Source organism: Glycomyces tritici (genome assembly GCF_030403505.1).
In genome coordinates, this window is the sequence record NZ_JAUEMJ010000013.1 from 23,022 (window position 1) to 46,301 (window position 23,280).

Below are 23,280 nucleotides of genomic sequence, written 5' to 3' on the forward strand. Positions count from 1 at the left end.
CACTCTGTGCGATCGTCCGGCCTCAGAATGCCACATATTTCACGCCTGTAAGCCCCGCCTCGCCGCTTCACCCGAAGGGTGACATGCGCGGGCTCCCAGGCGCGGGAGGTGTATGGGACGGCGGGGTCGTTTCGAGGGCGCCGGGCGGGAGCGGAGATGCGGCGACATGGCGTGCCCGTGCCGTCGCCAACAGCCGCTTCGCCGTGAGAGCATTGGGAACGTGAGCGACAGGCATGGACCGGCCCATTCGGGTGACGACCTCCCGCGCCGGGCGATCGTACGGGGAATGAAACTCGCCTCGCTGCCCCTGGGGCTGGCGGGCCGGGCGACCGTGGGACTGGGCAAGCGGGTGACCGGCCTGGCCGACGAGATCCTGAGCGAGCAGGCGCAGCGGCGCACCGCCGAGCACGTGTTCAGCGTCCTCGGGCAGCTCAAGGGCGGCGCGATGAAGCTCGGCCAGGCCCTCTCGATCTTCGAGGCGGCCCTGCCCGAGCACCTGGCCGCGCCGTACCGCCAGGCGCTGACGAAACTCCAGAACGCCGCTCCCCCGCTGCCGGTGGCCAGCGTCCACGGGGTGCTGGAGCGGCAGATGGGCGCCGACTGGCGCGACCGCTTCATCGAGTTCGACGACGCGCCGGCCGCGGCCGCGAGCATCGGCCAGGTCCACCGCGCGGTGTGGCGCGACGGGCGGCAGGTCGCCGTCAAGATCCAGTACCCGGGCGCGGGCGACGCGCTCCGCTCCGACCTGCGCCACCTCTCGCGCATGGCCCCCATGTTCAAAGTGCTGCAACCGAACTTCGACGTCAAGCGGATCACCGTTGAGCTGCGCGAGCGACTCCTCGAAGAGCTCGACTACGAGCTGGAGGCGGCCACCCAGCAGCAGTTCGCCGAGGCCTTCCTGGACGACCCGCTCATCGTGGTGCCGCAGGTCGTGCACGCGAGCAGTGAAGTGCTCGTGACCGAGTGGATCGCCGGGCGCCCGCTCTCGGAGGTCATCACCGAAGGCACGCAGGAGGAACGCGACGCGGCCGGCCTGCGGCTGGCGACCCTGCACTTCTCGGCGCCCAAGCGCGCCGGCCTCCTGCACGCCGACCCGCACCCGGGGAACTTCGCGATCGGCGAGGACGGGCGGCTCGTGGTCTACGACTTCGGCGCTGCGGCGCGCATGCCCGGCGGAATGCCGGTGCAGGTCGGGCGGTTGACGCGGCTCACGCTCGACGGCAAGGCCGACGACGTGGTCGCGGGACTGCGCGGCGAGGGCTTCGTCCCGCCGGGCCTGAAGATCGACGCGAAGGCGATGCTCGACCTGCTCCAGCCGATGCTCGAGCCGATCGCCGGCGAGGAGTTCCAGTTCTCGCGCGAGTGGCTGCGCAAGGAGAGCACCCGGCTGACCGGGCAGGGCTCGGAGGCCGCGAAGCTGAACAAGCAGATGAGCTTCCCGCCCGCGTACCTGCTGATCCACCGCGTGACCATGGGCTCGATCGGCGTCCTGTGCCAGCTCGGCGCGACCGCGAAATGGCGCTCGATCCTCGAGGAGTGGCTCCCCGGCTTCGCCGACCCGGAAGGCACCGACCCCAATCGCTGAGCACAACAAAAGGGGCCCATCCCCTCTCAGGGATGGACCCCTTCAGCCAACGCGGTTAGTGCGTCGTCAAAGTCGGCCCCGGCGGCGGTGCCGTCCGGTGTGTCGCGGTGTCCGGGCGTAGCCGGCTTCCTTCCACAGGCTCCGCATCCGGAGTCGTCCGACCCCGCTGAACAGCGAGCCCGTCTCAGTCAGCGGCCGGACCGCTTCGATCTCCCCGCTGAGGAGGACTTCGAGATCCGGAGCGCCGACATCCTTCTTGAGATGGCGGCTCAGATAGTCGACCGTCATGACACCGTCACCCCCGCGAGCGCGAGTTCCCGGGTCCGCTCGGCGAGCTCCGCCTGCGCGGCCTGCTCGATGAGCGCGGCGTCCTTGCGGGGCCGGCCGCGGGGCCGCTTGCGGGCCACGACGTTCCCCTTCTCGAAGATCTCGCCGCCCCACACGCCCCAGGGCTCGTGGCGCTCGAGCGCTCCGGCCAGGCAGGCCAGGCGCACCGGGCAGTCGGTGCACAGGGACTTGGCGAACTCCAGTTCGGTGGGCTGCTCCGAGAACCACAGGTCGGCGTCGTACTCGCGGCAGGCCAGGTCGCCGCCGGTCTCGCGGGCCTGGTCTCGCAGCTCGGGTCCGATGAGGGTGTCGGTCATGAACTCGGTCTCCTCTCTCATCTCGATGGTCTTCTCGACGTTCGGTCGCATCAGTGCTGTCTGCGGACTCAATTGCTTCGCAATCTGTCTCGTCTGTCTTCTACTGGCGGGCCGCGACCTCGTCGATTGATCCGCAAACGTCGTGTGACGTGCGTTTCAGCCATACAAAAAGGCCGCGATCCCTGGGGCGGGATTCGCGGCCTCGAGAGTTCCGAGCGGGCTTAGCTGTAAGCCCTTTCGATGATCTCGAGGCGGTCTCCCGCGGGTGGCGCCATGACGCTTCTCGGAGCCGTTGACCGGCTGCCAACCGAGGCCCGCGAATGCACGGCCACGTCCGAGGACGGTCTTGGCGCCCATATCGGTGTTGTCGATGGTCTGCACAGTGCTCAGCGTCGCGATCTGGACGGCGCCGGGCAGAGTGGTGCCACGAACCGGGGCGGAGACGGGCGCGATGTGCCGATAGACGGCGGCTGCGAACGCCACGCCGAGCGGCGTCGTGCTCTTGGTTTCGTTCATCAGATTCATGGTCAGTCCCCTCCCTTCGGGTTTCGTGGTCAACATGGCGTCTTCATCTCCTTGTACCGGGCGCGGTCACAGCTCGCAAGCTTCGCCGTTCTCTCGCCTTGAGGCGCACACCTCACCCGGCTCGAGCAACGCTACGCCCGTCTCGCTTGGGAGCGCAACGTCTTTTTCTGCGAGTCTCGCGAGAAAGTTTTTGCCGTGAGATTTACCGGTCAAGTGCCGGTCAGGACTCGCTGTTGCACATCGCGATGGCCTCCGTCACTTCTCCGCCGTTGACCAGGTGCAACACCGCCGGACCGTATTTGTCGAGTTTGGACTTACCGATGCCGTGGAGGGCGGCGAGCTCGGTGTCGGATCCCGGACATTGCTCGGCGATAGCGATCAAGGTCACATCCGTGAAGACCGTGAAGGCGGGTTTACCGTCCTGCTTGGCCACGCTGACGCGCCACTCGCGCAGCCGCTCGAACAGGCCTTCATCCATAGTGGCGGGACAATCGTCGCAATGCCCCAGCTTGCGGTCCCGCGCGTCGGTGAGCGGCTTGCCGCAGCCGGAGCAGTCGAGGACCTTGGCCTTCTTGCGCTCGCGCGGTTTCGGCGCCGCCGCACCGGGGTCGGACGGCCGCGGGAAGCCGCCGAGGCCCAGCGGCGCGAGGAAGCGGCAGAGCCGCCGCTCGCGCCCGCCCGCGTTCCGGGCGAGCCCGTAGGAGAGCTGCAGGCGCTCGCGGGCGCGCGTGATGCCCACGTACAGCAGGCGCCGCTCCTCCTCGAGCGCGGTCTCCGTGCGGGCGAAGGTGGTCGGCAGCGTGCCGTCGGCCAGGCCGACCAGGAACACCGCGTCCCACTCCAGGCCCTTGGCCGCGTGGAGGCTCGCGAGGGTGACGCCCTCGACGGCCGGCGCGTGCTGCTCGGCGGCCCGCCGGGAGAGCTCGGCGCAGAACGCCTCGAGGTCCGGATCGGGCTGGCCGTCCTCGTCGGGGTTCGCCCGGTGGTGCTCCAGGAACTGCTCGGCGAGGGCCGCGATCGCGGCGACCGCTTCGTACGCTTCGCGCTGCGCCCCACCGGAAGGCGCGGCGTCCGCACGCCAGCCGACCGCTTCGAGCGCGGCGGGCACCGCCTCGGCCAGCGGCATCGCGCCGATCTCGGTCTTGGCGGCCGAGCGCAGGGCGACCACGGCCTGGCGCACCTCGGGCCGGTCGAAGAAGCGCGCCGCGCCGGTGATCACCGTGGGCACGCCGTAGGAGGCCAGCGCCTCTTCATACGCCTGCGACTGGGCGTTGGTGCGGTAGAGGACCGCGATCTCAGAGGGGCTCAGGCCGTCTGCGATGAACTTGGAGCAGCGGCGGGCGATCATGTCCGCCTCCTCCGCCTCGTCGGCGAAGACCTCGGCGGTGACGGCGGGGCCGTCCGGCCGCTGGCCGACCAGTTCGAGGCGCATCTTCGCCTCACGCCCTTTGGACTCGCCGATGATCTGGTTGGCGAGGCCGACCACCTGGGGGGTGGAGCGGTAGTCGCGCACGAGGCGCACGAGCGAGGCGTTGCGGTACCGGCGGGTGAAGTCGAGCAGGTTCCGGGAGCTGGCGCCGGTGAAGGAGTAGATGGTCTGGCTGGCGTCGCCCACGACGGTGATGTCGTCGCGGTCGCCGACCCAGGCGTCGAGGAGCCGCTGCTGGAGCGGGGTGACGTCCTGGTACTCGTCGACGACGAAGAACCGGTACTGGCTGCGGATCTGGTCGGCGGTGGCGGCGTGGTCGGTGATGAGGTCGGCGGTGTACGCGAGCACGTCGGCGAAGTCCATGACGCCGGCGCGGCGCTTCGCCTCGATGTAGGCGGCGTAGACCTTGGCGACGTCTTCGGGGGCGGCGGGCGCGTCGCGACCGAGGGCGGCGATGGCGCTCACGTAGTCGTCGGGGCCGATGAGCGACGAAGCGGCCCATTCGATCTCGGTGGTGAGGTCGAAGTTCTTGGCGCGGGAGGTCTGGAGTCCGGCGCGGGCGGCGGCGATGGCCGTGAACTTGAGGGTGGAGTCGACGAGCTCGGGGAGCTGGCCGCCGAAGCGGCGGGTGCCGAAGTAGCGGAGCTGGCGCAGCGCCGCGGAGTGGAAGGTGCGGGCGTTGACGCCGGCGACGCCGAGGCCGCGGAGGCGGTCGCGCATCTCCCCCGCCGCGCGGGCGGTGAAGGTGACGGCCGTGACGTGCTGGCCGCGCATGTCGCCGCGCAGCACCCGCCAGGCGATGCGGTGGGTGACCGCGCGGGTCTTGCCGGTGCCGGCGCCGGCGAGGATGCAGACCGGCCCGGGCGGGGCGGTCACCGCCTCGCGCTGTTCAGGGTCGAGTCCGGAGAGGAGTTGTTCGATGGCCTGATCGCGTGCGGTCATCCCCCCAGTCTCCCAGAGGCGTCCGACAGGAACTGCCGGGCCGCTGGCCCTCGGTCGGGGAACGTGAGGACCGCCACGATGATCTGCGTCGGGAAGGAATGCCCCCGGGCGGGCCCGCGTTAGTGTCGATAGACGAAGGAGGATCGATGATCACCATGTACAGCACCACCTGGTGCGGTTACTGCAAGCGGCTGAAGTCGGCGTTCGACCGGGAGGGCGTGCTCTTCAAAGAGGTCAACATCGAGGAGGACCCCGAGGCCGCGGCGTTCGTCATGGGGGTCAACGGCGGCAACATGACCGTCCCCACGGTGCTGTTCGAGGACGGCAGCGCGCTGACGAATCCTTCTCTCGCGCAGGTGAAAGCGAAGATCGGCGCTTGACCTGTGCCACATGCCGAGACTATGGTCACGTTTAGGACACAAAGCCGGTACGATGCCCTATAGTTGACTCGTCAAGCTTGCTTAGCGACTTCGAGGGGTGGTCGCTAAGCATTCAAGGCCCGGGATGGATCCGTCCCGGGCCTTTTTTCATGTGCACTGTTCGTGAGCAATGGAGCCCGTATGTCGTCACCCCGCGCCGCCCTCGGCGTCACCCTCGTTCTGGCCGCATCGCTGTTCTTCGGCGTCTGCGGCCCCTTCGGCAAAGTCGTGATCCAGGCCGGACTCACCCCGATCCAGGTCACGTGGCTGCGCATCTGCGGCGTCGGCCTCATCGCGGTCGCCGCCGCCGTCGTGCCGCTCCTGCGGCTGCGCGGCAATGGCGAGCGCCTCCCCTGGCGCGCGCTGGTCCTGTTCGGCCTCACCGCCATCGCCGCGGTGCAGGCCTTCTACTTCATCGCGGTCGAGCGCCTGCCCGTCGGCATCGCGCTCCTGCTGGAGTTCATGGGTCCCATCGTGGTCGTCGCCTGGGTCCGTTTCGTGCGCCGCACCGTGCTGCCGCGCGCCGCGGTGATCGGCACGCTCCTGAGCATCGCGGGCCTGTGCATCGTCGTCGAGGTCTGGTCGGGCCTGCGGCTCGACGCGGTGGGCCTCGTCGCCGGTTCGGCCGCGGCCGCCTGCCAGGCCACGTACTTCCTCTCAGGTGAGCGGCTCACTGCGAAAGTAGACGTGCGGGTGCTGCTCGCGGTCGGCTTCGCCGTGGGCGCGGTCGCCTTGGCGCCCTTCGCCGCGCCGTGGGCGCTCGACTGGTCGGCGCTGTCCTCGCAGGTCGCGCTCGGCGGCGTCGAGACCACCGGGCTGGTCAGCGTGCTCCTGCTCATCGGCTGCACCGCGCTCGCGTACGGGCTCGGCCTGAGCGGGCTGCGCTTCATCACGGCGCCCGTCGCCGGCGGCATCGGGTACGCCGAGGTCGTGGTCGCCTCGCTCTCCGCGTGGGCGCTGCTCGGCGAGGCGCTGACGGTGCCGCAGGTCATCGGCGGGTTCGTCGTGATCGCCGGGGTGTTCACCGCGCAGCGCGCCGTGTCGGCCAAGACCGTCTCGGACGAGACGGCCGAAGCCGCGGTCACGAAGGTCTAACGTTCGGCCAGCCAGCCGTCGATCAGGAAGCGCGCGATGGAGATCCGCACGGCGCTCGGCGTCGTGTCCTCCGTGTCGACCCACATCTGCCGCACCTCGTCGCGGGTGAACCAGCGCGCGTCCGTGATCTCCTCCGCCTGGAGGAGCAGTTGCTGCGCGGGGTCGGCGGTGGCGCGGTAGCCGAGCATGAGCGACCGCGGGTAGGGCCACGGCTGGCTCGAGACGTACTCGAGCCGGTCGATCTTGATGCCGATCTCTTCGCCCACCTCGCGGTGCACGGCGGCCTCCGCGGACTCGCCGGGCTCGACGAAACCGGCGATGCACGCGTACCGGTTGCTGCGGACCGCGGCCGGGCCTGTCTTGGGGGTGCCGGAGTAGCGGCGGTGCTGGGCGAGCAGCACGCGGTCGGCGCCGTCGTCGATGAGGACGATCACGGCCGGGTCGGTGCGCGGGAAGACCGGGCGGCCCGACACGGCCTCGAGCTCCCAGCCCGCCTGGCGGGCGGTGAGGGGCTCGCCGGTGGTCGGGTGGAACCGGTAGGTCGCGTGCCAGTGGCCGATCGCGATGGCCTGCACGGCGATCGCGAGGTCGCGGCGGTCCCAGTCCGGCCTGATCCAGCGGCCGGGGAGGCCGTCGGGCAGGTCGGCGAGGACGGTGAACACGGGCGGGCCGTCGCCGCCGAGGTAGACCCGCTGGCCTTCGGGCGCGGTCGCCGCGTCGAAGTAGTGCAGGCCGTCCTCGTCCGCCGCGATGCGCTCGTTCACCGGGTCGCAGACGACGATCTGCGCCTGCTCCCAAGCGGTGGCGAGCCATTCGTCGTCGCCGCGGTGCTCGCCGAACCGGTCGAGCACGTCGATCGCCAAGGGCGGGTGGCTCATGCGGTCTCGATCTCCCCGAACTCGCTGAGCGATTCGCGGATCTCCCCGCCGTCGCCGAGCACCACGGTGACGGCGCGGTCGGGGTCGAGCCGCTCGGCCGCGACCCGCTGGATGTCGGCGGGCGTGACCTCGCGGATGCGCTCGGAGTGCTCGGCGAGCCAGGAGAGCGGGAGGCCCGAGGCGGCGAGCACGGAGATGTAGTTGGCGATGCCGGCCTGGGTCGCGGTGGCGAGCTTGACCGAGCCGAGCGCGTAGCGGCGGGCCAGGTCGAGTTCGTCGGCGGCCGGCGGGCGCTCGGCCATGCCGCGCAGTTCGGCGCGGACCTCCGCGAGCGCGGGGCCGGTGACCTCGGTGGCGACGTCGACGGCGGCGAGCTGGATCGAGCCGGCCGGCGAGTGGTCCACGCGCGAGCGCGGCGAGTAGCCGTAGCCCTTGGTCTCGCGCAGGTTCATGACCAGGCGCGAGGAGAAGTAGCCGCCGAAGACCATGTTCGCGAGGTGCTGCGCGGCGTTGTCCGGGTGGGTGCGCTCGACGGCCGGGTAGGCGACGCGGATCGCGGACTGCACCGAGCCGGGCCGGTCCACCAGGACGAGCGGTCCCGGGACGATCCCGGGCAGCGGCTCCATGAGGCGCGGCGCGCCCGCGCCGTTCCAGTCGCCGAGGGCCTTCTCGACGGCGGCGAAGGCCGCGTCGGTGTCGATGTCCCCCACGATGACCAGGCGCGCGCCGGCCGGGTGCACGCGCGAGGCGTGCAGGGCGAGGACCGCGTCGCGTTCGACGGCCTCGACTTCGGCGGCGGTCGGCTGCTGGTGGCCGTACGGGTGGCCGCTCCACAGGCGCGCGTCGAGGACGCGGTTGACCTGGAAGTCCGGCTGCTGCTCGGCGACCGAGAGGCCGTCGATGATGCGCGAGCGCTCGACCGCGAGCGGGCCCTCCGGGTACTCGGCGGCCTTGAGGAGGTCGCCGAGGACCTCCAGGAGTTCGGGCAGGCCGGTGGCGAGGCTGTTGCCGGACAAGGCGATCCGGTCCGGGTCGGCCCCGGCGCCGAGCGCGCCGCCGACGCCTTGGAGGCGCTGGGCGATCTCGGTCATCGAGGCGGTCTCGGTGCCGGAGAACAGGGCCGCGGAGAGCAGGTCGGCGACGGCGAGGTCGGCGTGCGCGGCCGGGATCGACAGGCGCACCTCGGCGAGCGGGACGCCGGGGCGGCGCGTGAGCAGCACCCGGAGGCCGTTCGGGAGGGTCCGCTCGACCGGGACCGGCAAGGACAGCGGGACTTCCGGCGCGAGACCGGGAATGACGTTGCTCACTGCGCTCCTCCAGGAATGACTTCGAGAACTGCGCGGCGGTTCGGCGTCAGCGCCGCCGCCGCTCGGGCGACGGCCTCGGCGGTGACCTCGCCGAGCAGGACCGGGAAGCGCGTCGACATCGCGGCGTCGCCGTGGAAGATCTCGGCGGTCGCGAAGCGGCGCGAGCGTCCCATCACCGAATCGTCGCCGCGCAGCAGCTGGGCGGCGACGCGGGCCTTGACGCGGTCGAGCTCGGCCTCGTCGACGCCTTCGGCGATGCGAGCGAGCTCCTCCTGGATCGTGCCGAGCACGGTGTCGACGGCGTTGCCCGGCGGCAGGAACGCCTGCACGAGCATCACCGTCGGTCCGCGGGACGCGAAGGGCTCGGCCATGAACGTGGTGTGCGCGGCCACGGCCGTGGCGGTGCGGTCGGTGTGGATGAGCCGCTCGACCAGGCGCGAAGCGTCGCCGTCGGTGAGGAGCTCGCCGAGGACCACGTACGCCAGGAAGTCGTCGAGCTCGGTGACCGGGTCCGGAACGCGCCAGGCGACCGCGACGGCCGGGAGGGTCGCGCGCTCGTCGGTGTACGAGACGCGGCGTTCGGCGCTGAGGTCCGGTTCGGCGAACGACGGGTGCACCGGCGCAGTGCGGGCCTCCACGTTCCCGAAGTGGCGTTCGACCAGCTCGCGGGCCTGCGCTGGGTCGAAGTCGCCCGCGACCGAGAGGACCGCGTTCGAGGCCGGGTAGTAGGCGTTGAAGAACGACTGCGCGTCCTCCACCGTGGCGGCGTCGAGGTCGACGAACGAGCCGTAGCCGTCGTGCGAGTTCGCGAAGGTGTCGAACATGACCGGCGGGAGCTTGATCCACGGGAAGCCGCCGTAGGGGCGGTTGAGGACGTTGACCCGGATCTCCTCCTTCACCACCGAGACCTGGTTCGCCAGGTTCTCCTCGGTGATCGCCGGGCCGCGCATGCGGTCGGCCTCCAGGAACAGCGCGAGTTCGAGGCCGTTGGACGGCAGGAGGTTGAAGTAGTCCGTGTAGTCGATGTGGGTCGAGCCGTTGAAGGTCCCGCCCGCGGACTGCACGTGCCGCATGTGCTCGGCCTTGCCCACGTTGTGGGAGCCCTGGAACATCATGTGCTCGAACAGGTGGGCGAATCCGGTGCGGCCCTCGGGCTCGGAGCGCATGCCCACGTCGTACACCACCGCTACGCCGACCACCGGTGCCCCGGGGTCCGGCGCGAGGACCACCCGCAGCCCGTTGCCGAGCTTGAACCGCTCGATCGCGAACGCCGGAGCGGGAATCGTCGCAACAGTCATGGCCGAACCCTATCTCAGCTCGGTGTACCAGCCCCGCCAAGCAATGGCCCGCAAGCCGCGTCGGCCGCGCCGAGGAGTTCGCGGCGTTCGTCACAAGCGCTTGGAAACGGCACGAATTCCTGCTTGACTTCTGGGCTATGAACTCGGAGCACATCGAACGCCTCAGCGCCGCCCGCGGCGCCGCGTCGTGCTGCCGAATGTGCGCCTGCTGAGGGCTCCTGCACCGCCGCGCCCCGAAGCGGCGATCTCCCACAGCGAAAGCGATCTTCCTTCCTCATGGAACCAAGACCCGGTATCCGCCTGTCCGGCGTGACCAAGCGCTTCGGCGATCTGGCCGCCCTCGACGGCATCGACCTCGAGGTCGCCCCCGGCGAGATCTTCGGCATCCTCGGCCGCTCCGGCGCCGGCAAGTCGACGCTCCTGCGCACCGTCAACCTCCTCACCAGGCCCGATGCGGGCACGGTCGAGGTCGACGGCGTCGAGCTCACCGGCCTGCGCGGCCGCGAGCTGCGCGCGTCCCGGTCCAAGACCGCGATGATCTTCCAGCACTTCAACCTCCTCTCGAACCGCAACGCGGCGTCCAATGTGGCCCTGCCCCTGCGCTTCCGCCGGGTGCCGCGCGCCGAACGGCGCGAACGCGCCCTCGAACTGCTGGACCTCGTGGGCCTCTCCGACAAGGCCAAGGCCTACCCCGGGCAGCTCTCCGGCGGCCAGCGCCAGCGGCTGGCGATCGCCCGCGCGCTGTCCACGGCGCCGGCGGTGCTGCTCTCCGATGAGGCCACGAGCGCGCTCGACACCGACACGACCGACGAGATCCTGGACCTCCTCTCGCGGCTCAACCGCGAGCTGGGGCTCACGATCCTGCTCATCACCCACGAGCTCGAAGTGATCACCCGCATCTGCCACCGCGCTGCGGTGATGGAGGAGGGCCGGTTCGTCGAGATCGGCGCCGTCCCCGAACTCCTCGCAGACCCGGGCTCGCGCCTGGGCGGTCAGGCCCGGCGTCTCGCGGCCCGCCTGCTCGGCGAGGAGGTGGCCCGATGACGGACCGACTCGTCGAACTGCTGACCGAGGCGTTCTGGGAGACCCTGCACATCGTGGCGGTCGCGGGTGCGTGGACGCTGCTGGGCGGGCTGCTGCTCGGCACGATCCTGTACATCACGTCCAAGTCCGGCCCGAAGCCGATCACGCTCGTCAACGCGCCGCTGGGCCTGGTCGTGAACATCGGCCGGAGCGCTCCGTTCGTGCTGCTCATGGTCGCGGTCGTGCCGCTCACCCGCCTCATCACCGGGACGAGCATCGGCACTGAGGCGGCGATCGTGCCGCTCGCCGTGGCGTCCATCCCGTTCTTCGCGCGCCTCGTCGAGGGCGCGCTCCTCGAAGTCCAGCCGGGCCTCATCGAGGCGGCCCGCTCGATGGGCGCGGGGACTCCCGCGCTCGTGTGGCGGGTCGTGCTCCCCGAGTCCACGCCCGGCCTGATCCGCGGTTTCACCGTGACGCTCGTCGCGATCGTCTCGTACTCCGCGATGGCGGGCATCGTGGGCGGCGGCGGCCTCGGCGACCTCGCCTACCGCTACGGCTACCAGCGTTTCGAGACCGAGTACATGATCTGGCCGCTGGTCATCCTCGTCGTGCTCGTGCAGCTCTTCCAGATCCTCGGCGACCGGTGCGCCCGCACCCTCGACCGCCGCTGAAGTTATTTCCCTACCTTCCTTAGGAGCAACACCATGTTCAATCGTCGTGCCCTCGTGGGCGCATCCGTAGCGACCGCAGCCGCTTTGACCCTGGCCGCTTGCGGCGAAGACGGCGGCTCGGAGGCCACTGAGACCAACGGCACGGTCGTCGTCGCCGCGACCTCCGTCCCCCACGCCCAGATCCTGCAGTTCGTGCAGGACGAGCTGGCCGAAGAGGCGGGGCTTTCCATCGAGATCGAGGAGTTCAGCGACTACCTCCAGATCAACCCGTCGACCGCCGACGGCTCGACCGATGCGAACTTCTTCCAGCACCTGCCTTACCTGGAGGAGGACAACGCGGCGAAGGGCACCGACCTGGTCGAGATCGCCCCGGTCCACATCGAGCCGCTGGCCCTGTACGCCAACACCGCGACGTCGATCGCGGACATCGCCGACGGCGCCCAGATCGCGATCCCGGGCGACCCGTCCAACGGCGGCCGCGCGCTGGCGCTGCTGCAGGACGCCGGCCTGATCACCCTCGCCGACGGGGTCGACATCACCACCGCGACCGAGGACGACATCGCCGACAACCCGCGCAACCTGGAGTTCGTGGCCGTAGAGGCCGCCCAGCTCCCCCGCACCCTCGAGGACGTCGACGCCGCCGTCATCAACGGCAACTACGCCCTCGAAGCGGAACTGAGCCCGGCCGAGGACGCCATCGCGAGCGAGTCCGCCGAGAACAACCCGTACGCGAACTACCTGGTCACCACGGCCGCGAACGCTGAGAACGAGGACATCAAGAAGCTCGGCGAGCTCCTGCAGTCCGACGAGGTGAAGCAGTACATCCTCGAGACCTGGACCGACGGCTCGGTCATCCCGGCCTCGTAACCAGTCAGAACATTGCCCAACGGCAGTGTGCTGGCAGCCGCCAACCCGGTTGCACCGGCCTGGAAGCGACACGTAAGATAGTTGCGGCCAGGCCGGGTGACCGAGCTGGTGAAGGGGTGTGGCGCAATTGGCAGCGCAGCGGCCTCCAAAGCCGAAGGTTGCAGGTTCGATTCCTGTCACCCCTGCAGATTGAGATAAGCCCGGACCTGGTGGTCCGGGCTTTCTCCGTTCGTCGGCGACCTGCGAACTCTCAAGTGAGCGGTTGCCGGGGACGGCGATGAGCCGGAACACACCAACTGTCGCGACCCACTTAAAATACGTTCTATGCCCCCTTCTGATCAAGATCATGACCTTCCCGAGTACTTGCGGCGAGGCCAGGACCTCTCAAAGCTTCTTGGCGGGGAGAGCACCCCCAAGACTCGCAATCGCGCTAAACGATGGTTTGGGAAGGGAAAACTGATCGCGGCGGCCGTAGCGGTCTCACTCGTCACAATCACAACCTTGGCGAATGGATCCTTCGATCTTTGGGGGAATGCCAGTGGAGCGATGAATGGGTCTTCCAACGAGATCGACGTCGATTTCTCAGAGAGCGGGCCGTCAAATCTGGGTGGACCGGCTGGTGACACGGAGGTGTGGACGGACGAAGATTCGAGCTGCCGGCAGACGTTCGGCGAGGTCGCACCTCTCATAGCCGAATCGGATGAAAGCGACATAGCGGCCATTCCGCCCGGAGAACTCGAACTAGGCGGATCTGAGAGTACGGATGGCGGAGTCGCCGTGTGGAGGCATGAGGATGAGATAGCGCTGCCAGAGGGAGCCTACACAGAGACGGAGTTCCGTGACATCTTGGATGGCGGCTGGTCTCAACAGGGCGACAGGGTCGTTGACATCCGAGTGGGAAACCGTACCGCGGATCCCCTTATAATAGCGAACATCTCAATTGAGGTCGAGCGGATAGCGCCCCTTGCCGGGACCGCGATCGAGCTCTTGGGGGGCGGATCCACCCTGACAACAGTCGTGGGTTTCGACCTCGGCGAGGAAGTACCCGTCGCACGTATCAGGGAGGGTGAAGACGCATCGACGCCGTGCGCATTGGGAGGCCCCTTCTTCGAGAGCTATCAGATACACGTAGATCCCGAAACCATCGAGACCATCAAGGTCGGGATACTCGGCACCGAAACCTTGTGCCTGGTGCGACTCAAGATCGAATTCTGGCATGAAGGCGAGTGGAAGAGCATGACGTACCCGACCGAAAGCAATGAGCCCATTCATGTCGTCAGCCCGCCAGTCGGTTATCAGACGGATCGCACATATCTCGCAACGCCGGGCGAGGATGGCCTTGAATTGACGATCGCCGAATGAACCGATATTCGACTGCCCGATTCTTCAAGAAGTCCGTCGCCGCGGCAGCGGTGTCGCTCAGCCTCGTCTCCTGCACGGATCCCGGATCAGGGTCGGACAGTACCTCCAGCTCTGCCGAGCTTGACTCTCCTCAAATCACCTTCCGAGCGTTCGAAGATGCCGAGCCGGGCCTGCCTTTCGAGGGTGAGATAGGCTTTGTAACGGGTACCGAGGATGATACGTCGATCAACGACAGGATCTACGACCTCATCTTCGACGACTACCAAGCAGTTCACGAGTCGTGCTCGAATATCGCAGTCGGCGACACGGTCGGCAATTATAGTATCAACCGCGAGGCATCGACCGCTCTGGCGAATCAGACGTTTGCTAGCGTCATCCTCCAGGTCGAAGCCTCCTGCGCCGGCGGGCGCATATCCACTTCATGGATATCGTTCGCAACCGCAATCGACCCTACGGTGGAAATATTCTTCACCGACCTCCTCGATGCGTCACAGTCGAAAGCCCACGACATCATCGCCCTAATCATTCTCGGAATCGATAACACTCCAAACTGCGTTGGGGAATTTACTGATTCACTTCAGCAGCGGCTTTCCGATGATGACTTCACGGCGTGGAACTCGGTGTTCGAATTCGCGGTGACGACAGATGGTGTGATGCTGGGATTCAACCAAGGCTCCATGGCTGCTACCGCCTGCGGCGCTGGGTCGGCAGTCATTCCCTGGGCAACCCTCGAAGGAAGACTCAGCGAGTTCGGCGAACAACTGCGAGGATCCATTGAGTAGATCGGGCGATGCACTGAAGGCCGAGTTGACTTACCGAGCGCCAATCCGAGATGTGTGTCGCGTTCTGGTCGATGCGGCCCTAGGTGCGCCTATCTCTTTGCCTACCAGCGAGCCTGGGGTCCTACGCCCGCACCGTGGTTCGCATTGCCGACTCATACTGACCGCGATCGAACTCGAACGGTCCGAGGCGGCTCAGGTCTCAGACTGGTCAATGCCCGTACCTGAACTTCGGCCATACCACTGTCGCGGCAGAGACGTGAACCTCGGCGAACAGGGGCCAGCACCCCCTATCACCGCAACTACAGCCGAGCAGCACCGTCTCGCCGTCATCAGATCCCAACAACGATGGGGATCCTAGGAAGTGCAGGCTCGGCCAACGGACGGCCTCGAGCCTCGTGAGGCCGCTGTACGCTCCAGCGAGGTGCTCCTTCCAATCGGCGAGCCGATTCGAGTTCGACCACACGGATGCTCTTCCAGCGCCACCCCGTCGAACTTGATCTTCAGACGAGGCTCATCTCCGGCCGCAACGCTGAATTTGACGCGGTTCATGGCCTCATCGTATTGACCAGAGCGAATCACGGGTCGTCAGGCACCTCGCGAAAAACCGGGCCGCCGAGAGCGCTAGCCCGCGACCAGGTGGACATACAAGCCTGCTACCTGCGGATACAAGTTCCCATAAGCCTCGATGATCCCTGCAAGATCATTACCAGTGGATACAGTTCCTGACCTGCATCAAGACAGGTCAGGGACTGTTCCTTTTGGACTTCTGGCTAAGTCCGGCTGGAGCGGCCAAATCCGGCCCGTACGGCTGGTTCCCCGAACACGCCCCAAAGTTTTGACGCCCGTCGCCGACAGGAGATATACGTTCCCACACGATAATGCGATGTCTGTCGCGGTGTGCGGCTTTGGTGACGGCGTCGCCTGTGGCAGGAATCGACGGACCTCAGCGCAACATTGCGGCTGTCGTGGAAGCATCAGGCAAGCAATGGTTATTGCTCCCTGTGGTCACGCTCGGGCGAGCCGAAGGTGCTCAAGAGGGACCATCCCATCGGCACGCAGTTGGAGAAGGCTGACACCAGCGGCGATTGCGCGGTATTCGTCGGCGATCTCCGTCATCCCTCCGGCGCTGACCTCCGCAGCGAGTGCCAGCGCGGGAATACGAATGGTGGCCGGCGATGTGAATTTGATCGAGACCTGTCGGGTGAACAAGGGATTCGCACGGAGCACGAGCAAACCGGCGACATGTTCGCCCCAGGGGCTGAAAGTTCTGCTGAAAGCGATCCTCTGGCTGGCTCGCTCCAGCGAGGCTGCAAGACCGTCGAGGTTGACATAGGTCTTGTATACGTGGTCGAGTCCCGCGTTCTGAAGGATGGTCGCGGCGAAAACCTCGATCACGTCGGCGTGTTTGCAGTTCCTGCCCTTGTCACTCAGCAATCCTTCGGCGGCCGCGAGCGCCTGAGACAGCGAGTTTCCCATGATGTTCCGGCGAACCCAGTGGTGAGGCTCGACTTGGAACGTCCGGTCGCTGTCGTCGTACTTGCGGTTCAAGGCGGTCTCGGGGTCGCTTCTGACGAAGCCTGAGATCTCGATCGGGGCCGCGAATCCCTGGCCGGCGTGCGGCGTCGGGGAGGAGGTGAGGAGCTCAGCGAGCAGCCTGTCAAGCTCGGTTGCGAGTGCGCTGGCTTGAGTCAGCTTGCGGTCGATCCGACTGTCGCGTGACATTTTGAGGACTCTCGCGTGGGCTCGTTCCAACGACAGGTCTTGGTCGAGAGTCGACACGAGGGCTCGAATCCGAGGCCAGGTCTCCGAAGGCACGCGGTCGTAGGCGGTGATGAGGAGTTTGGAGAGCTTGAGGTCCATGATGAGCGCCTCGATGAGGCTTTTGAGCTGCTCGCCGGAGAAGTTCCGGCTGCGCATGTACGTAAGGCTCGACGTTCGGGAGATCTCGTTTCCCAGCGCTCGTGCGCTCTCGGTCGCCAAGGACAGCAGGATCGGGCTGTTGAAGGCATCGCTTGCAGCGTGCCGGAGCACATCCTCGTATTCGACTTGGTGTGGTTGCCGCCCGTTGCAGGCCCAGGGCAGCGGGGTCGGGTTCACACCTGGGTCGAACGTCCACACTGCCTCCGAGGCGTCACCGCCACGGGTGGGCGGTAGAGTCTCCGGCAATTGCTGTACCTCCAGGAGGTTCGGAAGCCGGAGGCCGTCCTTCCCGATGTCCGCCATGATCGCGTTGATCCACTCGATGAATCCTGTGACGTCGCTCATCCAAGGTCCCTTGACAGGGTCTCCGGGGCTGGGTCGGAGTTCGAGGGAGCAGTCTGGGTAGGGCTTCTTCCTTTCCTGGCAGTACAGCCAGTAGAGATCCGCGGACACCGGGAGCGGGCAGATCAGGGAGCCGTCCTTGTTCATCACGAACGTGCTGGACTGCTTCGACGCCAGGACGCTCGCGACGAGCCTGCGGTGCTGTTCGCTGGATTCGGAGGCGAATGCGTTCTCCTTGAACGATTCGAGCTTGTTCCGGAGTCCAGGTGCGAGTGACCCGTGGCTCTCGACACAGTCGAATGCCAGCCCCATGGCCGCATTGGTACCCGACTGCAGGCAGGCTTCCACGATCCCGTCCGCGTCGTTGTCAGCCACGTACAGCAGCGTGACCTCGCGCCACCAGGTGTCGTCGACCCCTTCGAAGAGCACGGCTTCCAGGTGGTTCTCCCGAATGTGCTTGGCGGCGAGATACTCCGCGATCGTCAGATGAGCGAAGGAGTAGAGGTTCCGTTCGCGTTCGATGAGAAGTCCGCTGGACAGCACCCCGCTCAGATAGGTTTCGCAGTCCGCGCCGGGGGCGAACCGCTCCAACATGGGCTTGATGACCTCGACGGCCGGTTCCTTGGCGATATCCCGCACACGGCCGCGCATCATGCTGAATGCGAGCAGCGCCAGTATCCGCTCGCGCTGCGCTCCCGTCACTCCGTCGGTGTCCGCGAGGCCCTTCGAGTCGTTTCTGCGCCAGAGCATGACCTCGCAGATCTCGCTGTAGAGGTCGATCCTTCCCGCTGGGAGGGCCCGGCGTTCCCGGTGCACGAGCACGATCATGGTGAGCAGGAGGGGATTGACGGTGAGGTCGTAGAGGGCCGGCGCGGCGGCCAGGCGCTGGGCCAGATCGTCGCTCTTCTCATCCGCCAGCATCTCGACGTCCGGGCCGGACGCACCCGTCGCTCGGCGCTCAGCCGAGCGGTACCAGTCGCGAACGAACCGGTGGACCTGGTCAGGCGTGAACGCGCAGACTTGAAAGACGTTCGCCTGGGGAATGGACGCGGTGCGGTACCCGTGTGGTCGGGACGTGATCACGAAGTCGTTCTTGGGATATCGGTCGATCTGCGCTTGGATCCAGTTAGTGACGGCAGTGCGGTCGGATTGCAGTGCGACCTCGTCAAGGCCGTCCAACAGGATGAGGCACTTCCCTTGGCCCAGTATCGATTCCCACCAACCCGGTGGCTCAGCGACAGTCAGCTTGCGGACACTGGAGCGTACGAGTTCGGGGAGCGTGATCGAGTCATCGGCTGCGATCTGCCCTGAGAGGTCGCGTAGGACGAGGAGTACGGGCACATGTCGCCGCTGCCTCTTTCGTCCCCGGATCGTGTTCCGCGCCAGGTAACGCAGCAAGGTGGACTTCCCGCTGCCGGGCGCGCCGACCACTGCGAGCACGTTCGGTTGTTCTTGGCCGATGAACTTCTGGATGGAGTTTCGTTGCACCCGATCAGTAGGGGTGCTTGCGAGCATCCCGCTTGGAACCTGGTGAGGGGCGCGCTGCACGAGGTCGACGTCGACATAGATCGCGTCGAGCTCCGGCGTGTGCGCCCCGGCGTACGCGAGGTCCTTGGAATCGATGAAACGCTGCCGCGAAAGGACGTACTCTCGGTACCGGCGGGCGTACCGCGAGAACCGCCTACCCAGTGCGCTGTTACATGCCTCGGCCATCTGCTTCATTCGGCTGTAGACGGTTTCGCCGGCGACTTGCATGCCGATGACCCAGATCGCCAGCAGCCCCTCGGCAACCAGCACGCCGAGCAGGGTGAGAATCGGGTGCTGGAGGGCAAAGTCCCTCGCGGCGGCTACAGCGGCGATCGGCCCGCAGGCCGCCACCAGTCCTAGCAGTGCCCTGCTTCTGAACGTCACAGTGTCTTCCCTGCCTGAACGTGCGACTGACCTGTGGGGACGATCGGCCGACGTTAACAGCCTCAGGTTCAAGATCACAAGATCCAGATGGGCCGAATCCCGATCACGATTGAGAATCGTGCCCCTCGCCTGCCTGGGGCATCGCCGATTCAGATTACGCCGCATTCGTTCTATGTCGAAAGTTCGATCAAGGGACGTACTACAAGACATTGGATGGGCTCGCGATGCAGGTGCTACCGCAGCTGCTGAATCGGCGACGGGATCCAACATCTCACCGCACTCGTGCCGCGACAAGGCACGATTGTCACATTGGCACCCAGGCCTGCATGAATCCAGCTCATGCAAACATCCCGAATTGGCAGAACACGACCCGTATTGGGGTTCCTGGTCCAGGCAACCGACGACAGGACCCGCGACGAGGTTTCTGCCAAGGTGACCGAAGCGTGACAGCCCACTGGCGGAGAGAGCGGATTCAAAAACGAAGGTGGGGAGGGCGCACTGCGCCGTCCCCGCCAAGGATTTGCCTCGATCAGTCCGTCACGTCGGGTGGCAGGAGTCGGCGGATCGCGTCCGCCGCCGCCGGAACGGCCTGACCTCGCCTTACCCAACCGACCGATCAGCGGCCGAGGCCCTTCCGTACCTCAGCCGTTTTCCTGTTTCACCGCAACGAAAGCAAGCACTGCAAGATCAGCATTATCCGAACACCGGGCCGTGATAAACGGCCCGGTGTTCGTGGTTTCGGGCCCCAATGACCGCGTTGTTCGGGCAGTAGGGGCACGAACGGCGACCGGATCTCGTCGGCACCGACCTTTGGCTCGCCAGTCGCGTCATCGACGTAGACGAGCAGCCGCTTGAAGAAGGGCCTGTGGAAGGTCTTGTGGAAACCTTCCGGCACCAACTTCAACAGCCGCCGAGGATCATCCAGCAGTTGCAGCAGCATCGCGATCGCCTGACCAGTGCGCCCCACCTTGGCGTCGCCTACCTCGGTCAAGCGCTCGTCAATCGCAGCCAGCTCATCGCGAAGCCGCCGCATCTTGACTTCGAGCCGGCCCTGCGGCCATTCAGGATTCCCGACCAGATCGAGCAGAGAGGGAAGTTGAATGAACGCTCGACACGACCGCTCCCCGGCAGGGCCGACTGCCGCGCCGCTAACGCGGCGCGGCGGTCTGCTCATCTCTCCGCCCTGATCGCCGTCGACGGGCATCGCATCGCTATGACCTGGCTCCCGCTCACCGGATCGGTCCTGGTCGACTTCGTCGACGTCGAATCGAAGCGGATCGGCACCGTGGTCATGCGCGAATCGGGGCCGGGTTTCGTCGCACAGCCCGGGCATTCCAACTGGCTGCGGTACGAGGAGCGGAAAACTCGGCTGCTGTGCGCCGCGGCCCGGCGGCGCGAGGTCGTCGCCTTCGAGTGGCAGACAAATCCGTGTCCGTGACATAACTTCGGGTTATCATGCTCTGACCACTGGATGGTTTCCCCCTCTGGAAGAACAAGAGCCGCCCATGAGCACTCCGCCTCTCGCCGCGAAGCAGAAAATCGGCGAGCACGCCCGAAGAGTCGCCGAACAGGCCCGATCCATCGCCCAACGCGGACAGAGGCTCCGCGCCCTACCCGGACGGATGCAGGAATCGATCCGGGCCCAGGTCGCCATCCTCACCCGCGAGCAGGTCGAAGCCCGTCTCGCGGCGGTGTCAACGAGCGACCTGAGGCGGATCGTCAGTCGCGGTCTGCGACTCGGCAAGCTCGAACAAGCCGGGTTCGACACCGCCGCGAAGATCCGGGGCGTCTCACACCATCGGCTGCTCCAGGTGCCCGGTGTCGGCGCCCAGACCGTCGAAGAGGTAAAGGCCGCCGCGGAGAAGGCCGCCCAGCAGATCGCCGCCGAAACTCGGCTCCGCATCGACGTGGACGCGAAGGGCCCTGGCCAAACCCGGCTCCTCGCCGCGCTCGCCGCCGAACGGAGTGCCACGCACCTCTTGGCGGAGCTCGGCGACCCTCTGAACCGCTACGAACAGGGCGTCCGGGTAGCAATGCCAAAAGCCGATAAGGCCGCCAGCCGGTGGGGCATGTTCTGGTCGGGCCGGCGCCGCAAGGAAGAGGCGCTGGCGGCTCTGTCCACTCTCGAATCCGTCGTTTACGGACCCGATACCCGCGCTCTCATATCGAAACTCGACGACGCGCTCGCGCGCTGCGACCCGGACCGGATGGACCCTGCCTGGCTGTGGCGTTCCTACGAGGCCGATACGGCCGAGTACCACACCGCATTGGCCAGGATCACCGGCACTGACACCGCGGCCGCCGAATCCGTTGAGGACTTCATCGGTGAGGAACTGCAGCAGCGAATCGATGCCGTCCCGTTCGACGCGAGCCTGCTCAAAACCGACCTGCGTATGTACCAGCTGTTCGGAGCCAAATACGCGATCCACCAAGAGCGGGCGATCATCGGCGACGAAATGGGGCTGGGCAAGACCATCCAGGCGCTCACCGTCTGCGCGCACCTGGCCGCCAAGGGCCAACGGCGGTTCCTGGTGGTGTGCCCGGCAAGCGTCCAGGTCAACTGGATCGCCGAGATCGCCAAGCACACCCGGTTGTCCTCATACAGCCTGCACGGCCAGGGGCGAGAAGCCGCGGGGCGGCGCTGGCTGCGGCTCGGAGGTGTCGCGGTCACGACGTTCGAGACGCTTGCGCGCCTCCAGTTCCTGAAATCGGACGCAGTCGAGCAGGCAGTTCTCATCGTCGACGAGGCCCACTACATCAAGAACCCCGTGGCGAAGCGCACACAGGCTGTCGCGGCGTTGAGCCGGCGGGCGCAGCGGGCGCTGTTCCTCAGCGGCACACCGATGGAGAATCGGGTGGAGGAGTTCCGCAGCCTCGTCGGCTACCTCCGGCCGGCACTGGCCTCCAGGGTCGGCAACGGCGAGACCATCGCCGCGGCGCGGGCGTTCCGGCGGCTCGTCGCGTCGGTCTACTTGCGCCGCAACCAGGAAGACGTGCTCACCGAACTGCCCGAGAAGATCGAGGTCGAAGACTGGCTCCGGCTGACCTCTGGCGGCGAGGCCGCCTACCGGGCCGCCGTTCAGGACCGAAACCTCATGGGCATGCGGCGCGCGGCCTCGGCCATGCCGGGCTCAGAGAAACTCGACAGGTTGGAGGACCTGGTGGAGGAGGCGGTCGAAGACGGACTCAAGGTCATCGTCTTCTCGTACTTCCTGGACGTCCTCAAAGCCGTCGGCGAACGCCTCGGCCCGGTCGTGACCGGCCAGATCAGCGGCAGGATCCCCGCGGCCGCCAGGCAGGACCTCATCAACCGGTTCACCCGGATCGATGGGCCCGCAGTGCTCGTCGCGCAGATCGAAGCGGGCGGCGTCGGACTAAACATCCAGGCCGCCTCGGTGGTCGTCATCTGCGAGCCGCAATGGAAGCCGAGCACCGAGCAGCAGGCGATCGCCCGCGCGCACCGCATGGGCCAGGCCCGGAAGGTGCAGGTCCACCGGCTACTCGCCAAGGACTGCATCGACGAGCGCATCCGCGAGATCCAGGAGGACAAGGCCCTCCTGTTCGATCACTACGCCCGCCGAAGCGAAGCCAAGGAGGTCGACGGCATGGCCATAGCAGCCGGATACGCGAGGCCGGTCCCGCTCGACGACGAGTCGGTTCCGCTGAAAGAACGCGTCATCGTCGCCGAGCGGATCCGGCTGGGGATGGACTGATAGCTGAAGCGCGCTGAACAGCCACACTCTGATGTGGATCTACTCCGCATTTCCCAACGCCGCGAACGCGGCGGATCGGACCTCTAGCGCGCGCTGAGTATGGAGCTCGACGTCACCGCTGAAACGCCCATGACGATTGTCCGAAAATACAAAGAGTGACGACCCACGCACGCCTCACGTTCTCCGCCGGAAAAGTCGAAATACTCGACGGCCCCCAAGCAGGTCAAGAATTCGACGCTCCGTCCACGGCGGGTATGAATGTGATCCTGTCTATCAATCCAAGTGTCACCGGACAGCGGCTAGCTTGAATTTCCGAGATTGGCTTTCAGAGCTGCAGAAATGTGGTACTAATTCGACTTCTGTGAGCAGTTCCTCGCGCCAGGCGCCCCCGAACTGGGCCGGTGAACGGAAGCCCAGGCACTGTCGACCCGATCTGCAGTTGCGGCTTCACCTGGCGAACGACCCGTCCGCCCGGTGCGCGGACGAGTTGATGACGACGCTGAAGGCCGGGCCCGGCCGCCTCAGGCCACGTAGCGAAGATCCACTCAGGTGAAGGAGGTGCAGTTC

The 23,280-nt window shown here is 66.9% G+C and carries 18 protein-coding genes, 1 tRNA gene and 1 pseudogene; 11 read left to right on the forward strand and 9 right to left on the reverse strand.

Features of this window, described 5'->3' with window-relative positions; genetic code table 11:
* Nucleotides 1–286: 286 nt before the first annotated feature.
* Nucleotides 287–1,585, forward strand: coding sequence for an ABC1 kinase family protein (locus QWI33_RS27030; protein WP_289959800.1), 1,299 nt, complete (start codon nt 287–289; stop codon nt 1,583–1,585).
* Nucleotides 1,586–1,651: 66 nt separating this feature from the next.
* Here QWI33_RS27030 and QWI33_RS27035 read toward each other — a convergent pair whose 3' ends face one another.
* The 4 genes from QWI33_RS27035 to QWI33_RS27050 form a co-directional block, all read right to left on the reverse strand.
* Nucleotides 1,652–1,873: a hypothetical protein gene (locus QWI33_RS27035; RefSeq protein WP_289959801.1), complete on the reverse strand. Its 222-nt coding sequence runs from the start codon at nt 1,871–1,873 to the stop codon at nt 1,652–1,654.
* Nucleotides 1,870–2,229 carry a WhiB family transcriptional regulator gene (locus QWI33_RS27040; RefSeq protein ID WP_353895565.1) on the reverse strand — a complete coding sequence of 120 codons (360 nt, stop codon included), beginning with the start codon at nt 2,227–2,229 and terminating at the stop codon, nt 1,870–1,872. Before QWI33_RS27040 ends, QWI33_RS27035 begins: the two co-directional genes overlap by 4 nt.
* Nucleotides 2,230–2,385: 156 nt before the next feature.
* Nucleotides 2,386–2,790: a hypothetical protein gene (locus tag QWI33_RS27045; RefSeq protein WP_289959803.1), complete on the reverse strand. Its 405-nt coding sequence runs from the start codon at nt 2,788–2,790 to the stop codon at nt 2,386–2,388.
* Between the two features lie 184 nt (nt 2,791–2,974).
* The gene (locus QWI33_RS27050; protein WP_289959804.1) at nt 2,975–5,125 is read right to left on the reverse strand and encodes an ATP-dependent DNA helicase UvrD2; all 2,151 of its coding nucleotides are present in this window, start codon (nt 5,123–5,125) and stop codon (nt 2,975–2,977) included.
* A 146-nt stretch (nt 5,126–5,271) separates the two neighbouring features.
* On the opposite strand from QWI33_RS27050, the gene QWI33_RS27055 reads away from it, so the two are divergent.
* Nucleotides 5,272–5,505, forward strand: a complete 234-nt coding sequence (locus QWI33_RS27055) for a mycoredoxin (RefSeq protein WP_289959805.1) — start codon at nt 5,272–5,274, stop codon at nt 5,503–5,505.
* A 180-nt stretch (nt 5,506–5,685) separates the two neighbouring features.
* The gene (locus tag QWI33_RS27060; protein WP_289959806.1) at nt 5,686–6,639 is read left to right on the forward strand and encodes an EamA family transporter; all 954 of its coding nucleotides are present in this window, start codon (nt 5,686–5,688) and stop codon (nt 6,637–6,639) included.
* Here the strand turns inward: QWI33_RS27060 and nudC are convergent.
* Genes nudC through QWI33_RS27075 form a run of 3 tightly spaced genes read right to left on the reverse strand, consistent with a single transcriptional unit; the run spans nt 6,636 to nt 10,122 of the window.
* Nucleotides 6,636–7,517, reverse strand: a complete 882-nt coding sequence (gene nudC, locus QWI33_RS27065; RefSeq protein WP_289959807.1) for an NAD(+) diphosphatase — start codon at nt 7,515–7,517, stop codon at nt 6,636–6,638. The two genes, QWI33_RS27060 and nudC, sit on opposite strands and share 4 nt — an antisense overlap.
* The gene (locus QWI33_RS27070; protein WP_289959808.1) at nt 7,514–8,824 is read right to left on the reverse strand and encodes a M16 family metallopeptidase; all 1,311 of its coding nucleotides are present in this window, start codon (nt 8,822–8,824) and stop codon (nt 7,514–7,516) included. The genes nudC and QWI33_RS27070 overlap by 4 nt, the downstream gene beginning before the upstream one ends.
* A complete protein-coding gene (locus QWI33_RS27075; protein ID WP_289959809.1) occupies nt 8,821–10,122 on the reverse strand; it encodes a M16 family metallopeptidase in 1,302 nt (433 codons plus the stop codon). The genes QWI33_RS27070 and QWI33_RS27075 overlap by 4 nt, the downstream gene beginning before the upstream one ends.
* Nucleotides 10,123–10,398: 276 nt before the next feature.
* On the opposite strand from QWI33_RS27075, the pseudogene QWI33_RS27080 reads away from it, so the two are divergent.
* The 6 genes and pseudogenes from QWI33_RS27080 to QWI33_RS27105 form a co-directional block, all read left to right on the forward strand.
* A pseudogene (locus QWI33_RS27080) lies at nt 10,399–11,118 on the forward strand (methionine ABC transporter ATP-binding protein); the annotation flags it as partial.
* A 44-nt stretch (nt 11,119–11,162) separates the two neighbouring features.
* Nucleotides 11,163–11,816: a methionine ABC transporter permease gene (locus QWI33_RS27085; RefSeq protein WP_289959811.1), complete on the forward strand. Its 654-nt coding sequence runs from the start codon at nt 11,163–11,165 to the stop codon at nt 11,814–11,816.
* A 33-nt stretch (nt 11,817–11,849) separates the two neighbouring features.
* The gene (locus QWI33_RS27090; protein ID WP_289959812.1) at nt 11,850–12,683 is read left to right on the forward strand and encodes a MetQ/NlpA family ABC transporter substrate-binding protein; all 834 of its coding nucleotides are present in this window, start codon (nt 11,850–11,852) and stop codon (nt 12,681–12,683) included.
* Between the two features lie 112 nt (nt 12,684–12,795).
* Nucleotides 12,796–12,868, forward strand: a tRNA-Trp gene (locus tag QWI33_RS27095).
* A 139-nt stretch (nt 12,869–13,007) separates the two neighbouring features.
* Complete coding sequence (locus QWI33_RS27100; RefSeq protein WP_289959813.1) at nt 13,008–14,045, forward strand: hypothetical protein; 1,038 nt, start codon at nt 13,008–13,010, stop codon at nt 14,043–14,045.
* Complete coding sequence (locus tag QWI33_RS27105) at nt 14,042–14,827, forward strand: hypothetical protein (protein ID WP_289959814.1); 786 nt, start codon at nt 14,042–14,044, stop codon at nt 14,825–14,827. The genes QWI33_RS27100 and QWI33_RS27105 overlap by 4 nt, the downstream gene beginning before the upstream one ends.
* A gap of 1,005 nt (nt 14,828–15,832) precedes the next feature.
* Here QWI33_RS27105 and QWI33_RS27110 read toward each other — a convergent pair.
* Both QWI33_RS27110 and QWI33_RS27115 read right to left on the reverse strand, forming a co-directional pair.
* Nucleotides 15,833–19,000 carry an NACHT domain-containing protein gene (locus tag QWI33_RS27110; protein ID WP_289959815.1) on the reverse strand — a complete coding sequence of 1,056 codons (3,168 nt, stop codon included), beginning with the start codon at nt 18,998–19,000 and terminating at the stop codon, nt 15,833–15,835.
* Nucleotides 19,001–19,658: 658 nt separating this feature from the next.
* Nucleotides 19,659–19,940 carry a hypothetical protein gene (locus QWI33_RS27115; RefSeq protein ID WP_289959816.1) on the reverse strand — a complete coding sequence of 94 codons (282 nt, stop codon included), beginning with the start codon at nt 19,938–19,940 and terminating at the stop codon, nt 19,659–19,661.
* Here QWI33_RS27115 and QWI33_RS27120 point away from each other — a divergent pair.
* Together QWI33_RS27120 and QWI33_RS27125 are read left to right on the forward strand one after the other, a co-directional pair.
* The gene (locus QWI33_RS27120; protein ID WP_289959817.1) at nt 19,929–20,438 is read left to right on the forward strand and encodes a hypothetical protein; all 510 of its coding nucleotides are present in this window, start codon (nt 19,929–19,931) and stop codon (nt 20,436–20,438) included. The genes QWI33_RS27115 and QWI33_RS27120 overlap by 12 nt on opposite strands.
* Before the next feature lie 373 nt (nt 20,439–20,811).
* Complete coding sequence (locus tag QWI33_RS27125; protein ID WP_289959818.1) at nt 20,812–22,713, forward strand: DEAD/DEAH box helicase; 1,902 nt, start codon at nt 20,812–20,814, stop codon at nt 22,711–22,713.
* The last annotated feature ends 567 nt before the right edge of the window (nt 22,714–23,280 follow it).

Bases quoted from the DNA above. Each gene is read 5' to 3' on its own strand.
- QWI33_RS27035 (WP_289959801.1), bottom strand. From the start codon at position 1,873: ATGACGGTCGACTATCTGAGCCGCCATCTCAAGAAGGATGTCGGCGCT.
- QWI33_RS27085 (WP_289959811.1), top strand. From the start codon at position 11,163: ATGACGGACCGACTCGTCGAACTGCTGACCGAGGCGTTCTGGGAGACC.
- QWI33_RS27100 (WP_289959813.1), top strand. From the start codon at position 13,008: ATGCCCCCTTCTGATCAAGATCATGACCTTCCCGAGTACTTGCGGCGA.
- QWI33_RS27060 (WP_289959806.1), top strand. From the start codon at position 5,686: ATGTCGTCACCCCGCGCCGCCCTCGGCGTCACCCTCGTTCTGGCCGCA.
- QWI33_RS27105 (WP_289959814.1), top strand. From the start codon at position 14,042: ATGAACCGATATTCGACTGCCCGATTCTTCAAGAAGTCCGTCGCCGCG.
- QWI33_RS27030 (WP_289959800.1), top strand. From the start codon at position 287: ATGAAACTCGCCTCGCTGCCCCTGGGGCTGGCGGGCCGGGCGACCGTG.
- QWI33_RS27055 (WP_289959805.1), top strand. From the start codon at position 5,272: ATGATCACCATGTACAGCACCACCTGGTGCGGTTACTGCAAGCGGCTG.
- nudC (WP_289959807.1), bottom strand. From the start codon at position 7,517: ATGAGCCACCCGCCCTTGGCGATCGACGTGCTCGACCGGTTCGGCGAG.
- QWI33_RS27040 (WP_353895565.1), bottom strand. From the start codon at position 2,229: ATGACCGACACCCTCATCGGACCCGAGCTGCGAGACCAGGCCCGCGAG.
- QWI33_RS27045 (WP_289959803.1), bottom strand. From the start codon at position 2,790: ATGTTGACCACGAAACCCGAAGGGAGGGGACTGACCATGAATCTGATG.
- QWI33_RS27050 (WP_289959804.1), bottom strand. From the start codon at position 5,125: ATGACCGCACGCGATCAGGCCATCGAACAACTCCTCTCCGGACTCGAC.
- QWI33_RS27075 (WP_289959809.1), bottom strand. From the start codon at position 10,122: ATGACTGTTGCGACGATTCCCGCTCCGGCGTTCGCGATCGAGCGGTTC.
- QWI33_RS27090 (WP_289959812.1), top strand. From the start codon at position 11,850: ATGTTCAATCGTCGTGCCCTCGTGGGCGCATCCGTAGCGACCGCAGCC.
- QWI33_RS27115 (WP_289959816.1), bottom strand. From the start codon at position 19,940: ATGCTGCTGCAACTGCTGGATGATCCTCGGCGGCTGTTGAAGTTGGTG.